The sequence below is a fragment of the Salibacter halophilus genome (genome assembly GCF_008806325.1).
Taxonomy (GTDB): domain Bacteria; phylum Bacteroidota; class Bacteroidia; order Flavobacteriales_G; family Salibacteraceae; genus Salibacter; species Salibacter halophilus.
In genome coordinates this window covers 103,451-118,444 of record NZ_WACR01000009.1, presented here as the reverse complement: position 1 = coordinate 118,444, position 14,994 = coordinate 103,451, and the positions used below count along the sequence as shown (strand labels likewise).

General features: G+C 44.4%; 5 protein-coding genes. All 5 read right to left on the bottom strand.

Annotated features, from left to right (window positions below):
* Positions 1-8 precede the first annotated feature (8 nt).
* A complete protein-coding gene (locus tag F3059_RS11345) occupies positions 9-485 on the bottom strand; it encodes a rhodanese-like domain-containing protein (RefSeq protein WP_170265159.1) in 477 nt (158 codons plus the stop codon).
* Complete coding sequence (locus F3059_RS11340) at positions 470-775, bottom strand: ArsR/SmtB family transcription factor (protein WP_151169320.1); 306 nt, start codon at positions 773-775, stop codon at positions 470-472. Before F3059_RS11340 ends, F3059_RS11345 begins: the two co-directional genes overlap by 16 nt.
* A gap of 54 nt (positions 776-829) precedes the next feature.
* Positions 830-1,723, bottom strand: a complete 894-nt coding sequence (locus F3059_RS11335) for a PorP/SprF family type IX secretion system membrane protein (protein ID WP_151169318.1) — start codon at positions 1,721-1,723, stop codon at positions 830-832.
* Positions 1,724-1,728: 5 nt separating this feature from the next.
* Complete coding sequence (locus tag F3059_RS11330; protein WP_151169316.1) at positions 1,729-12,411, bottom strand: T9SS type B sorting domain-containing protein; 10,683 nt, start codon at positions 12,409-12,411, stop codon at positions 1,729-1,731.
* A 247-nt stretch (positions 12,412-12,658) separates the two neighbouring features.
* Positions 12,659-14,731, bottom strand: a complete 2,073-nt coding sequence (metG, locus tag F3059_RS11325) for a methionine--tRNA ligase (RefSeq protein WP_151169314.1) — start codon at positions 14,729-14,731, stop codon at positions 12,659-12,661.
* Positions 14,732-14,994 lie beyond the last annotated feature (263 nt).

The following is a 14,994-nucleotide window of genomic DNA, read 5'->3' as shown; positions in this document are numbered from 1 at the left end:
GAGAAAAATTATGATGGTTCTGAAATTGGTAAATCCTGCTTTTTCCAGCTTGAAAAACCATTTTCAAGGTTGTAGACTTTTTTGAAGCCCATTTCTTTCATCATATTGGCAGCTTTTAAACTTCTACCTCCCGAATGACAATAGACATAAACGGGCTCATCTTTATTCAATGATTTCAAGTTTTCTTTGAAATCATCACTGTAGAAATCATTCAAAACCGGATTTGCTATGACACCTTTATCCGTTTCCATTTTAGTTCGAACATCGACTAATTGGACTTTGTCTTTTTTGATTTTTTCCTGAAATTCTTTTGGACCAATATCAACGATTGCTTTTTCAGTTGACTTTTCACTCTTCACTGTTTCTTTTTGATTCTCTGCCCCGCTTTCATCAGCATTATTTTGGCCTGAGCAACCTGTAAAAGCGAGAGATAATGCAGCTGTGAAAATTCCGGTAATGAACGTGCTTTTTAACATGAGTGACATGATTCTATACATGAAATTAGATCTTTAATTTGAGGGTGTGCTAATTGATAGAAAGAATGCTTTCCTTTTCGTTTGCAAGTTAGCACTCCATTTTGTTTTAAGATTTTTAGTTGTTGTGAAGCTACGGCCTGTTCTACTCCCATTTGCTGATGGATATCGCTAACACACAATTCTTCATTTCCGGTCAATAATTCAACAATTTGCAAACGCAAAGGGTGAGCTATTGCCTTTAGCATGTAAACGGCTTTATCAATTTTTTCAGTTTTGGATTCAACATCAACAACTTCCATAACAACACTTCATATAATCTAATCACTATACGTTAATCGCGTATAATAAGTTTATCAATCTCTCTCCTTAAATCTTATTCCCAGCATTAGCTCATGAGAGCCGGTTGTGTATGGGTTGATGTCTGATGTTGGAATATCATAAGAATACCCAAATCGCAGATTGTTTTGAAAATCTACTCCTAACATTACACCCACAGCGTCATCCATCCTGTAAGAAAAACCGGCCCAGATGAAATCATCGTAGATTACCCTTAAAGTTGCATCGAATTGAACAGGAAGTGGATCGATATACTTGACGAAAACACTTGGTTGCAGCACTAACTCATCGAGCATTTGGTAATTGTAACCAGCATTGAAAAAGTAGTGTCTTGCAAGGCGTGCCTGTGTTTGAGTGTAATCATCAAAGAACTTCAATTTATTACCTATTATTTGCGGAGCACTAATGCCTACCCAAAATTCTTTGGCGTAAAGGTGAAAACCTACACCTGCATCGGGAACCCATGTTGATTGAGTACCTCTCGAGAATGCCGGGTCTTCAGTGTCCTTGGTTTGAATTGCCGATCCATCGATAAGCCATCTAGTAGCTCCAAAATTCAGCCCCATTCCAAGCTTAATATCATCAGCAACTTTGAGGTGATAAGCATAAGAACCGGCAAAACCAGTCCTTCGTGTGTGACCAGCAATATCAGAGAAAAAATAACCTCCCAATCCCATATTGTAATCACTAAAAGGACCGTTTGCACTCAAAATGTAAGTGCGTGGAGCATCCTGTATCCCTACCCATTGATAGCGATTATTAGACTGCCCTATCCAGGCATCTTTTGTACCAGTTACTCCCGGGTTGATTATGAAATCATTCAGGAAATACTGGGTGAATTGAGGGAGCTGCTGAGCCGTTACGGTCAGAGCCCCAAAAATCACACCTAATGTCAATATATATCTTTTCATAGCGATTATCTCATTATGGTTACAGGTCCGGTAATTGGTTCAGTGAAGTCCTCAGTTCCAAGATCGATCACGTAGTAATAAGACCCTACTGGTAAATCATTACCGTTGTAAGTTCCATCCCACGGTTCATCATATCCTTCACTTTCAAACACCACCTGACCCCAGCGGTTGAATATTTTCACGTTGCAATCTCTGTATTCACTTAAGAAGTCGAGTTCCCAAACATCATTTTTACCATCTCCGTTTGGCGAGAAGCCATCAGGGAAATCAAATGCGTTTGTTACTGTCACTCTAATGAAGTCCCATGTTTCACAGCCGTAAATATTCGTCACTTTTAAGCTGTAAGTCGATGTTTGCTCAGGACGAACATATGGATTCGCAATATCGAAACCACTCAAGTCTGCCTGATCAGGACCCCATTCGTAGGTACTTCCTGCTTCGTTTGAAGTTGGATTACCTCCCAGTCTGATTCTCGCTCCGGCAACAATAGTCGTATCATTTCCGGCATCGGCAACAGGTACGCCTCGTGATCTGACTATAGCAGTATCAACTCTAACGCAACCATTACTTGAAACAAAGACTAGTCTTCTCTCAACTCGTTCTTCGTGAATAACAGTTGTTGATCTGCCAGTATCAATTGTTTGACCGGCATTGTTTTGCCATTCGTAAGTAATCGGATAATCACTGGATGCATCAGCGTAAACTTCAACTGTGTCTCCCAATCCACAAAGAGTTGTGTCAAGTGCAGAAACCGAAAGTCTCGTTTGCGTTCCAACCTGAATTGTATCGAATACAACGCAGTCGCCTTCATCAGCAACTCTTAATGTATACTCACCAGGAAGCAAGTTGTCAATATCGGCTGAATCTCCAGAATAACCAGGACCATTCCAGTTAATTGTATAATCAGGATTTCCTCCTGATATCGAAATATCAACCGAACCATTATTACTGTTCCAGCACTGAGCGTCAATTACAGTGTCAACTGTTACATCGAGGCCCGGCACATCCACAACCTGCCCAACAGCAATTGCTTCACAACCGTTGTTTCCGGTCGCTGTAACTGTATAAGTTCCTGCGCAAAGTGATGCTAATACATTTGTATCACCTGCTCCGGCAGAGGACCAGTTGTAAGATATTGGCATATCACCTCCTGTCACGATTGCTTCAATCTCACCTTCACATACCGTAAGTGCATTACAGTTGCTATTGTTGAGAATATCGAGCTCGATATCGAGATTTCCTTTTGTACCTACAGAACCTGTATCAGCAGCGATACATCCGTTAGTCGTATCAGTAACTACAACCCCGTAATTGCCCGGGCAAAGTCCCGCAATCATCTCGGTTGTTTCATTGTTGCTCCACATCACTTCATAGTCAGATCCGGCAACAGCAACCTCAGCACTACCGTTACAATCTCCATTACATGAAGCATCCTGAGTAGTTACACTGATTGAAGGTGAAGTTGGGTTGCTCAATGGAATGATCTCCGTGAGCGTACATCCATTTGCATCTGAAACAGTGACCTCGTATAAGCCAGCCGAAATATTGTTGTAAACACTATCAGCCGGACCACCATTCCACTGGTAATTCAACGATCCAATACCGCCACTTGCAATTACTTCAATAGAGCCGTTGTTCTGACCACAATCAGGTGTAGCCGTAATAACATTGTCGAGTTCAATCTCAGCAGGAGCTTCAATTGTTACGCTATCCACAGCAACACAACCACCTGTTTCATCAGTCACCTGAACACCGTAAGTTCCGGGACACAGATCAGTCAAAGTATTGAGTGTATCATTTACTCCAGTTGTCCACTGAATACTGTAAGGCCCTGTTCCCGGTGGTGGACCGATGTTCACAAACGCCTGACCATTACAATCATCAAAGCAAGTCACATCAACTTTTGAAACTGTAATTCCAAAGCTTCCGGTGTTTGGAACCGGAACAATTTGTGATACAGAGCATCCAGTTGTGTCGGCTACCTCTACTGTATAAGTTCCACCCGCTACATTGATTATTGGGTTTACAGTATCTACTCCATTAATAAGGTAAGTAAGAGTTCCTTCACCACCGTGAGCAAATACTTCAATAACTCCGTTTGAGTCACCGCAAGCTGTTGGTGTTGTCACGATACTGTCGATGAAAATTTCAGCAGGTTCAGTCAATGTCACAGATTCAATCGCTAAGCATCCTGATCCATCATCAACTGTTACCGTATAAGTCCCCGGACAAAGACCAGATTGCGTAGCTCCGCTCGATCCATTACTCCAGTTGTAAGAATAGCCGGAACCATTCACAACTGCAGCTGTAACTGTTCCGTCACATGCTCCGTGACAGCTGATATCCTGAGACAACATTGTTACATCAGGAGCTCCTATGTTGCCTACAGTGTAAGAAGCTGTAACGCTACATCCGGTAGTATCAGTAATAGTAAGATTGTAAACTCCACCCGACAAACCTGTGATCGGATTACCACTTAAGGCGCCTCCGTTCCAGGAGTAAGTCAAGCTTCCCTGTCCGCCTGATGCTACAACTTCAATACTTCCTGTATCAGCAGAACATGAAGCATCTTCAATAATTGCAGTATCGATAACAATTGCCGGTGGTGCACCGATGTCAATCGTGTCGATTATTGAACAACCATTACCATCAGTGATAGTCACGTAGTTTTCTCCAACACACAAGTTGTTTGCAATGCTACCTGAAGCACCTGATGACCAGTTGTAAGTAAACGATCCGTTACCGCCTGATGCTGATACTTCAGCCATTCCATCACAGCTATTGAAACAAGTAGCATCTGTTGTATCGACAAAAGAACTTGTAATGGCTGTCGGTTCAGTAATCGTAAATGTATCGATCAGAACACAACCTGAACCATCTGTCATAGTTAAGAAGTATGTATCAGCACAAAGTCCGGTTCTGACCGAATCAGTGCCACTATCACTCCAATTAAATGTATAAGGTCCGCTTCCGCTTGTTGGCGTAACTACTATTTCACCATCACAAGCTCCGTTACAAGTCACATCAGTCGTTGATGATGACGCTGAAAGTGGAGCCGGATTATCGAGTGTATCAGCAAGCACAAGCTGACAACCCGTTGCATCCGTTACAGTTACCGTGTAAATACCATCACAAACACCTGTGATTATTTCAGTCGTATCATTAGGATTTGAAGTTGACCACTGGTAATCGTAAGGTAGCGTACCACCTACCGGTGTTACTTCTACTGAACCGTTACAAGAGTCAAAGCAAGTTGGATCAATTCCTGTTATTGTTCCGCCAGGTGCGCCAACACTGCTGAGCGTGATAAGAGCTGTATCAGCACATCCGCCAGCGTCAGTAACTGTTACATTATAAGCTCCCGGACAAAGGTTGTTTACAATTGAAACGTTACCCGGGTTTGGTGTAATTCCTGACCATGAATAAGTAAATGGCGCAACACCATTTGTTATTACACTCGCGTCAATAACACCATCACAAGCACCGCAGTTAGGATCTGTAGTTGATGGATTCATTACAATTGCAGCCGGCTCAGTTAGGTTATAGCTCAATGTCGAAATACAATTGTTAGCATCTTCAATCGTCACAGAATAAGTACCTGCACACAATCCTGATTGAACCTGCGTTGAACCACTGTTAGACCATGTGAATACAAATGGGGCTAAACCTTGAGTAATATTCACTTCCAATTCACCATCACATGATCCGTTACACGATATACTTTGGTTTTCAACAATTGTAGCGTTGATTCCATTTGGAGCCTGAAGCTGAATATTCACAGTGTCTGTACAGCCGTTGTTATCAGTTACAGTTACAGTTGTTGTTCCGGCACATAAGTTAGACTGACTCGTACCGGATCCACCACCAGACCAACTGAATGAGTAAGGTGAAGTACCGCCCGTTACAGATACACTTGCCTGTCCATCACAACCACCATTACAGCTCGGCTGTGAAATTATTTGATCGGTCAGAACCAATGGTTGCGGACCGTTTACGTTTATCGTTGCTGTGTTTGTACATCCATTGTCATCAGTAACTGTTACTGTTACCGGACCAACGCACAATGCCGTATCAGTTGAGTCTGTTCCACCACTTGGCCATTGGTAAGTGTAAGGAGCTGTACCTCCACTCGGAGTAACCGTTGCAGTAGCATCACAAGCACCTGCGCATGATTCATCATTTGATGAAGTGGCAAGAGCAAGCGGTGCCGGTTCTGAAAGATCGAATGAATCGACTGCCACACAACCAGAATCATCTGTAGCAGTCACATAATACATCCCCGCACAAAGGTTACTTTGAGTTGTTCCCGTTCCCGATGTACTCCAGCTGAAAGTAAATCCGCCATTTCCGCCAGTTGCAGAAACATCGAGTTCACCATCACAAACTCCATTACATGAAATAGGAATTGTAGTTGTAAAGTTGATATTGATCGGTGCAGGTTCGTTGATTGTCACCTGAGCCACATCAGTACAGTTCGTCACTGTATCAGTAACGGTGATGCTGTAAGTTCCGGCTGAAAGTTGTGAAGCATTTAACGTACCCTGACCAGCACCCGGAGCCGGAGCCCAGTTGTAGATCATATCTGGAGTAGGGTTATTAACTGATGCTGATGCACTACCTGTATTTCCGCCCGGGCAAGTTACATCTGTAGATGATGTAATCGAAACTGAGAATGCAGCCGGACTGGCAAGGTTGAGATCTAACGTATCAGAACATCCGTTAGCATCAACAAGGAATGCCTGCAATAATCCCGGGCAAACTGAATCGGCTACTAAACCACTATCTCCATTTGACCATGTCAATGAATAAGGTGGTGTACCACCTGATGGCGCAGTAGCTGCTGCTTCACCATTACAGAATGGAGCACAGGTAACCGGAGTTTGAATAGAGACGCTAAAGTTGAGTGGTGTCGGTTCTGAAATGATCACCGAGTCTACTTCAGAGCATCCTCCTGCATCTGTTACAGTTACTAAATATGTCCCAGCGCAAATACTATCTATTGTATCGTTTGAAGTTGAGTTTGACCAGTTGTAAGTATAAGGTGCTGTACCACCAGAAGCAGTTACAAAACCACTTCCATCGCAGCTACTGTTACAACTTGCATCATTAATTACTGTAGTTGTAAGTGAAATCGTTGCCGGATCAGTTAATGTTATGTCAGCCGTATCTGTACAGCCGCTACCATCTGTCGCAATAACCGTGTAAGTGCTATCTCCGCAAAGATTCGATTGAGTTGCTCCGGCCGGTAATCCATTTAACCATGTAAATGTGAACGGTCCGCCATCACCACCTGTTGCTGATGCTGTAATTTGAGCATCACAAACACCGCTACAAGAAACCGGTTGATCGATCGTGATACTCGCTACAACCGCACTTGGTTCTCCGATTATCACCTGTTCAATTACTGTACAACCGTTGTCGTCTGTTACGGTAACATCATAAGTGCCCGCACATAAATTTGTTGGATTTTGACCAGTAATTGTTCCATTCCAGTCATAAGTATAAGGTGCAGTTCCGCCTGATGGTGTTACTTCAGCATCACCGTCACAAACTCCGTTACATGAAGCGTCACTGTTTACAGTTGACGTTGCGGTCAGAACCGCAGGATCAGCGAGCGTTACCTGATCAGTTGCTGTACAACCGTTATCATCGGTGATGGTTACGGTGTATGTTTGACCTCCGCAAAGTGCAGTTTGAGAAGCTCCGTTTCCAAGACCGCCATCCCATGTAAATGTGTAAGGTGCAGTTCCGCCTGAACCGGATGCTGTTACTGCTCCGTCACATACTCCATTACACGAAACAGGACTATCAGTTGTAATGGATGCTGTTAAAGCAGCCGGTTCGTTAACTGTTACCTGGGCAGTTTCACTACAGCCATTCGCATCGGTTGCAGTTACGGTGTATGTTTGATTTCCACAAACGCCTGTTTGGGTCTGACCATTACCGAGACCACCACTCCATGTGTAAGTAAAGCCGCCTGCTCCACCTGTTGCCGATGCTGAGATTTCTCCATCGCAAACTCCGTTACACGAAACCTGCACATCTACTGTTGCCGTTACGCTGATTGTTGATGGATCGGTGAGTGTAATACTTGTAGTATCGGCACATCCGTTCCCGTCTGTAGCGATCACTGTATAAGTACTGTCACCGCAAAGATTAGACTGAGTAGCTCCGGCCGGTAATCCATTTAACCACGTAAATGTGAATGGTCCGCCATCTCCACCAGTTGCTGAAGCCGTGATTTGACCATCACAAATTCCACCGCAAGTAACCGGCTGATCAATCGTGATGCTTGCCACAACCGGATTTGGCTCTCCGATAATCACCTGCTCAGTTGTTGTACATCCGTTGGCATCTGTTACAGTTACATCGTAAGTGCCCGCGCATAAATTCGTTGGGTTTTGACCGGTTATTGTTCCGTTCCAGTCATAAGTGAAACCGCCTGCTCCGCCTGATGCTGAAACCTGTGCATCACCATCGCAAGCTCCGTTACAGCTCGCATCGCTATTTACTGTTGAGCTCGTTGTGATTGCAGACGGCTCTGTCAACGTCACCTGGTCAGTTGCTGTACATCCGCTCGCATCGGTGATGGTTACATTATATGTTTGGCCACCGCAAAGTGTCGTTTGAGAAGCTCCGTTTCCGAGGCCGCCATCCCATGCAAATGTGTAAGGCGATGTTCCGCCTGAGCCGGATGCTGTCACAGCCCCGTCACAAACTCCGTTACATGAAACAGGACTATCTGTTGTGATCGACACTGAAACTGCCGATGGCTCACTCACTGTTACCTGAGCAGTCTCCGTACAACCGTTCGCATCGGTTGCAGTTACGGTGTAGGTTTGGTTACCGCAAACGCCTGTTTGGGTTTGACCATTACCGAGACCACCACTCCACGCATAAGAGAAGCCACCAGCTCCACCTGTTGCCGATGCTGAGATTTCTCCATCGCAAACTCCGTTACACGAAACCTGCACATCTACTGTTGCTGTAAGGTTGATCGATGATGGTTCTGAAATTGTAATCTGTGCCGTGCCCGTACAACCGTTGGCATCAGTTGCGGTTACATTATATGTAGTTGCTCCGCAAAGCCCTGTTTGGTTTGCTCCGTTAGGCAAGCTATTGTCCCAAGTGTAAGTGAAGCCGCCATTACCGCCTGTTGCGGATGCCGTTACTTCCCCATCACAAACTCCGTTACAGGATACCGCCTGATCGAGGTTGATCGTCACGTTTACCGGTGCCGGCTCAGCAATTACAACCTGCTCGATTGCCGTACATCCGTTGGCATCTGTTACAGTTACATCGTAAGTGCCCGCGCATAAATTCGTTGGGTTTTGACCGGTGATTGTTCCGTTCCAGTCATAAGTGAAACCGCCTGCTCCGCCTGATGCTGAAACCTGTGCATCACCATCGCAAGCTCCATTACAGCTCGCATCACTGTTTACTGTTGAGCTCGTTGTGATTGCCAGTGGATCAGCAAGTGTCACCTGGTCAGTTGCTGTACATCCTCTCGAGTCAGTGACGGTTACATTATATGTTTGTCCACCGCAAAGTGTCGTTTGAGAAGCTCCGTTTCCGAGGCCGCCATCCCATGCAAATGTGTAAGGCGATGTTCCGCCTGAGCCGGATGCTGTTACTTCCCCATCACACACTCCGTTACAGGAAACAGGACTGTCAGTTGTAATCGATGCTGTTAGAACAGCCGGTTCGTTGACCGTCACCTGTGCTGTTTCGGTACAACCGTTCGCATCGGTTACGGTTACGGTGTAGGTTTGGTTACCACAAACGCCCGTTTGGGTTTGACCACTGCCTAAACCGCCACTCCAGGCGTAAGTAAAACCGCCTCCACCTCCAGAGGCAGATGCTGAAATCTCCGCATCACAAACACCATTACAGGAAACCGGTACATCTACTGATGCTGTGAGGTTAATCGCTGTTGGTTCAGTAATCGTGATTTGAGCAGTTGAAGTACAGTTGTTATCATCAGTTGCTGTTACGTTATATGTTGTTGCCCCGCAGAGCCCTGTTTGATTAGCTCCGTTTGGCAATCCGTTATCCCACGAATACGTTATTGGAGCAGCTCCTCCCGTTGAGGTAGCCGTTACCTGTGCATCACAAACACCGGGACAGGAAACCGCCTGATCGAGGCTGATTGAAGTCGTAAATGGAGGTGGATCAGTAACATTTACCGTTAAAGTATCTGAACAGTTAGCACTGTTCGTCACGGTTACCGTGTAAGTTCCAGCAGGTAGTCCTGTTACCGTATCGTTATTTTGACCAGCTGCAGGAGCCGGTGACCATGAGTAGTCTAATTGATCTGCACAATGCTTGAAACGCACGTTTGGTCGAAGTGTTGAAGTAGCACCAGCACCCGGTGAAACGCAAACCGAATCATTATTAGCAGCGTAATAACGCGTCATTGGCTGACCGGTATTCGAAAGATTTTCATGAGAGTTACCCCCTGAAACTCCTGATCCACTATTAGTAAAGCATACCTCAACAACTACATTTGATTGTCCATCCCAGTAAAAAGGTGAAGGAAATTGGTAGTTATTCCATCCTACCATAGCCATCGTACTCTGAACGCTAAACACGGGACCTAAACCTGCCTCAAATCCTCCAGATAAATCTGAAGCACTTGAACATCCCATTTTAATTTCAAAATTATCAAACGATGATGCAAAACCTTTTAAATTTCCACTACCAACAAAAAAAGCAATCTCTTCAATAGGTCCTGCTTGAACTCCCTGAGCCTGTAACTCAGAAGCTGTAAAAACCATTTGATGTTTTGCCGCTTTATTAGAAGCTCCGTAAATTGCAGGGTAGTTATTTCCACTTAAAACGATATTCCCTGTGCCTACCTGAGCAGTATCCAATCCAGGACAAGTTGCTGAGGGCACATTACCGCAACCAACAGTAGACTCTACAACTACCTCTCCAGTGCTACCGCCAGCGCATAATGGGTCAGTCACTGAAACCACGGATGAATTAATTGACGGTGGTGAAACAATTGTATAACTTTCAATTTTTTCACATCCTTTTTGGTCTGTAACTGTTAAGTCGTAAGTCCCTGCACACAAACCTGCACGAAATGCTGTATTTGCAGAGATATCGCCCCAATTGTAATTAAAAGGTGGGGTACCACCTGTCACTATCGTGGAAATACTTCCATCACAAGCTCCCCCACAACTCGCTGCATTAGTAGAGCTTGAAATGTTAATTGTGGGAGGCTCTTGAATCGAAACCGCCTTACTGTAAACTTCACTGGTTGAATTATCTGTAACAACAAGGTTATACTGCGTTGAACTAGCACACAAGGTCACACTATCATTTGGTGGTATGGGCCCTACATTTGTATTGACCCAATTATAAGTGTAATTACCTGACCCGCAGAACATTTTCACTTTTGCCCAGCCGTCACAAGCCCCTGCACAGGATGCATCTTGCGTTCGCACTCTACCCACAAGCCCATTACAAGGTGGGACTAAAACATTTAATGAATAAGAATTAACTCCTGAGACAGGACAAGCACTATCTGATACATTAAAAACTACCGTATTGCTCACAGGCATCCCTGCTGTAGCTGTCCAACAAACATTTGCCGTAAGTGGGTTAGATCCTGTCAAACTCAAACTGGCTCCGGGTAAAACTGAACTTAAATTAGTCACCAAAGAAAGTGAATCTGCTGCATCATTATCAGAGAAGGTAATATCGATACAAAAATCCATTCCGGGATATGCGCTGATCGTTGATTGATCAACAGAATCAGCCCAACCTGAAAAGTTTGTAAATGTTGAAGGAGCTGTAGGAATATTGTTGGGATCTGAAACCACAACAATTTGAATATCGCGAATCATTTCTCCGATCAAGACTCCATTATCAAACTCTTCAACTTTGGCAACAACAATAAAATTTCCTTGCACTGTCGGAAGGGCTGATGCTGAACCTGTGTTCTGATTAAGAGTAATACCTTGAATCGGTGATGTTGCACTGTAGCCTGTTTGGTATGATAAAGTAGTTGGTGAATTAGTAATAATATTAGTTAATGGGGCATTTGGAGAATTAGTGCTAAAACCTCTAGCCCCAACTAAAGAATACTTCAAACTATCCCCATCCGCATCTGTCGCACCAAAGTTAAACGTTATAGGTTGATTTTGAATCGCATAAGCTATTGGATCAAATGCAAATTGAGGTGAAGAGTTTGTGCTAGATGTTGAGAGATCCAATTTAGTCTCTATATAAAAAGACTCACCATTAGAATTGACTATGTTTTGTGTTGAGTTTCTTGCAAAGTCTGCAAGTCTAAAAGTAGCAACACAGTTTGTAGAAGGTAAAGTAACTGTCCCCGAATAACTAAACCTCAACAATCCAGGAAGAGACCCACTATTACAAGTGGTATTACTAATAGCACTAGGACATACCTGACTCACTTCTGTTCCCCCAGGATTTAAGAGGGGAATGAATTGACGAAAATCAGTAAAACACGAACCCAACACCCCTAAATTAACATCGCTATTTAGTAATCCAAAGTTACCACTACAATCCCCATAGAGATTAATATTAACTTCAAACTGATTGCCGCTTAAATGCTGAACATTAATATCGCCTCCGGCAATATGCGTCCCAAAAGCCTTTTCGCTGAAAAATAGTGTAGAAAACAGTATCGTTATTAGAAGTAGTATTCTTCTCATTGGTTGATTTTTAAGAGTTAGGTGTAAATCCGTCACCCCTTTTAGACGGATTTTGCCTACGGTTCGTTGCTAGTAAAACATTTTAACTATTCCATGCCGCCAGGGCATTTCCTTTAAGTTGCAATGCCGGTTTTCGTTTGGAAGCCGCATTTTCATGTGACTTTAAAAACTGCCACCGGTATAAATTCGTCCCTAAAGTACAAAATTAAGCCGCTCACTTCAAAGCTGATAGCCTTTTCATTTGCTATTAACTGACTTTGTCTCCGCCTTTTACTTCATCCCTTGAGGGCTGAATCGTAGATAAAACGCCCGTTTCATCGTTTTGAGCCATCAGTAACATACCCTGTGATTTTACCCCAAAAATTTTGCGCGGCTTCAAATTTGCCAAATAGAGCACTCGTTGGCCAATTATCTCCTCAGACCTGTAATGCTTTGCTATCCCGCTCACTACGGTGCGCTCTTCAGAACCGAGTGATATTTGGATTTTCAACAACTTATCAGCTTTTGGTATCGGTTCGGCATCGATAATTTCCACGATTCGCAAATCCATTTTTTGGAAATCCTCAAACTCGATCGGTTCTGACTGCTCCATTGCTTCCTGTTTTTCTTTTTCTGCTTTTTTGGCTTTTAACTTTTCTACCTGTTTTTCGATAACCTCATCCTCTACTTTTTGGAAGAGCAACTCGGGCTTTTCAATGGGCTGACCCGAAACGAGCAATTCGGGATTCTCAGTCAGTTCCCAGTCTTTTTTAGCCAGGTTGGTATATTGACGTAACTTCTCTGCTGTTTGCGGCATAAACGGATCGAGGACGATTCCCAACTTCGCTACAACCTGCAAGGCATTGAACAGAATTGTCTTTACGCGATCTTCATCGGTTTTGAATACTTTCCACGGCTCTGTATCGGCCAGGTATTTGTTCCCGTAGCGAGCGAGCTTCATCGCTTCCTGCAGCGCTTCCCTGTAACGATGGTTCTCGATTTTCCCTGCTACGATTGTCGGGATTTGACTAACGGAATCGTGCAACTCCCGGTCGATGTCGTGGAGTTCGCCCGCCTCAGGGATCTGACCGTCAAAATATTTATGCGTGAGCACCAGGGCGCGGTTCACAAAATTCCCCAAAATAGCTACGAGCTCGTTGTTCACGCGGTTTTGGTAATCCTTCCAAGTGAATTCGCTGTCCTTCGCCTCGGGCGAGATGCTGGTGAGCACGTAACGCAATTCATCGTTTTTACCCGGGAAATCTTCCAGGTATTCGTGCAGCCAAACGGCCCACTCACGCGAGGTACTGATCTTGTCACCTTCGAGATTCAAGAACTCGTTGGCCGGTACATTGACGGGCAAGTTGTACTTCCCGTGCTCTTTGAGCAAAATCGGGAAAATGATGCAGTGAAAAACGATGTTGTCCTTCGCGATGAAATGCGTGATGGCCGACTCATCATCTTTCCAGTATTTTTCCCAGTCAGAGCCGTTTTCAGCAGCCCATTGTTTCGTTGCCGTGATGTACCCGATGGGTGCATCGAGCCACACGTAAAGCACTTTTCCTTCCTCGCCCTCGACCGGAACAGGGACTCCCCACGTAAGATCACGTGTCATAGCGCGCGGTGCGAGTCCGCCATCGATCCAGCTCATACACTGCCCGATTACCTGCTTGCGCCATTTTTTGGGGTCGTGGTGTTCTTTGCCTTCGAGCGTACCTTCCGTGATCCAGTCTTTGAGCCAGTTTTCGTGGCGCTGCATGGGCAGGTACCAGTGTTTGGTCTCTTTCAGAACCGGAGTTTTCCCGGACAAAACCGATTTTGGGTTGATGAGGTCATTGGCATTTAAGCTGGAGCCGCATTTTTCGCACTGGTCACCATAAGCCCCGCTGTGCCCGCATTTCGGACATTCACCTGTTATGTAACGATCGGCTAAAAACTGTTTGTGTTCCTCATCGTAAAACTGTTCCCGCGTTTCAACTTCAAACGAACCTTTTTTCTCGAGGTCGAGGAAAAACTGCTGGGCTGTTTCGGTGTGAAGCTCGGTTGAGGTGCGGTCGTAAATATCGAAGTCGATCCCGAAATCCGCAAACGCCTTTTTATTGATCTTGTGGTATTTATCGACAATTTCCTGCGGAGTAATATCTTCTTTGAGCGCCCGCATTGTGATAGCAGCCCCGTGTTCATCACTACCGCACACAAACACAACATCCTGCCTGCGCGCTTTGAGATAACGCACGTAAATATCTGAGGGCAAGTAAGCTCCCGCAATGTGACCGATGTGTAACGGTCCGTTCGCATAAGGTAATGCTGCTGTCACTAAATGTCTTTTCGGCTGCTTCACGACTTTCGTATTTTAAGTTGAAATTGAACCGACAAAGATAACCACAGCGAGAAGGCGGGAAAATATAATTAGGAATTATGGATGATGGATTTTGAGTTATGAATTTGTGTACGTCTCTGATATAGGTTGACCACTTTAAAGTGAGTCAAATGAAATTGAGTAAAATTCAACTTGTTTCTTTGTATAGCCCACACTCCGATGACGCAAGTTAACCCAAATAAGTAATAATGACGAATATAGTTTTGACTTTTTGTTAATTACAA